Origin of the sequence: Streptococcus mitis (assembly GCF_003942965.1) — a bacterium.
Taxonomy (GTDB): domain Bacteria; phylum Bacillota; class Bacilli; order Lactobacillales; family Streptococcaceae; genus Streptococcus; species Streptococcus mitis_BH.
In genome coordinates this window covers 1-595 of record NZ_RJOG01000090.1, presented here as the reverse complement: position 1 = coordinate 595, position 595 = coordinate 1, and the positions used below count along the sequence as shown (strand labels likewise).

Annotated in this window: 1 protein-coding gene and 1 pseudogene; both read left to right on the top strand. The window is 30.9% G+C overall.

Going from position 1 to position 595, the window contains the following annotated elements; genetic code table 11:
* Positions 1-277 (top strand): ATP-binding protein (locus tag D8837_RS09465; protein WP_398575076.1); only part of this gene is annotated, 277 nt, incomplete at its 5' end.
* A gap of 2 nt (positions 278-279) precedes the next feature.
* Positions 280-595 (top strand): annotated as a pseudogene (locus D8837_RS09460) (hypothetical protein); the annotation flags it as partial.

The following is a 595-nucleotide window of genomic DNA, read 5'->3' as shown; positions in this document are numbered from 1 at the left end:
GGCTAGTGGGCTATCAATAACTATCGAATTAAATTATAGGGATGGAAATCTTAACTTAGTATATTTCGACAATGGTAAAGGATTAGATGTTAAGTATAAAGACAAACCGGAGAAAATTTTGAATGTACATGAGACTACAAGAGAAGATGGGCATGGGCTTGGAATGTGGATGGTAAGTAATACGATATACAAACTAGGTGGCGAAATTAAAATAAATCCTAATTATCAAGGGTTTTATCTATCCGCTTCTTTATTAATTAATGAAAGTGAGGAGTGACAATGACTAGTGATATAAAGCTAACATATATAGACGATAAGCTGGATCCTCTTCTAGATGAGTATTTGTTCACTCTAAGTGAGAAAGAGCATATTTTTGAATATGATTATTATAAATTTAGTAGTAGTGAGGATAGCTACCAAAGTTTATTAGAAAATACTAACATAGCTTCTTCAGATATCATTATTGTCGATTCAAAGCTTTTTGAAAATGAATTCGCAGATTCAAAATCTAAATTTACTGGGCAGGAACTGAAGATTATATATGCTATAGCGAATCCTTTTATTAAAATCATTGTTATCACACAAAATAATGATC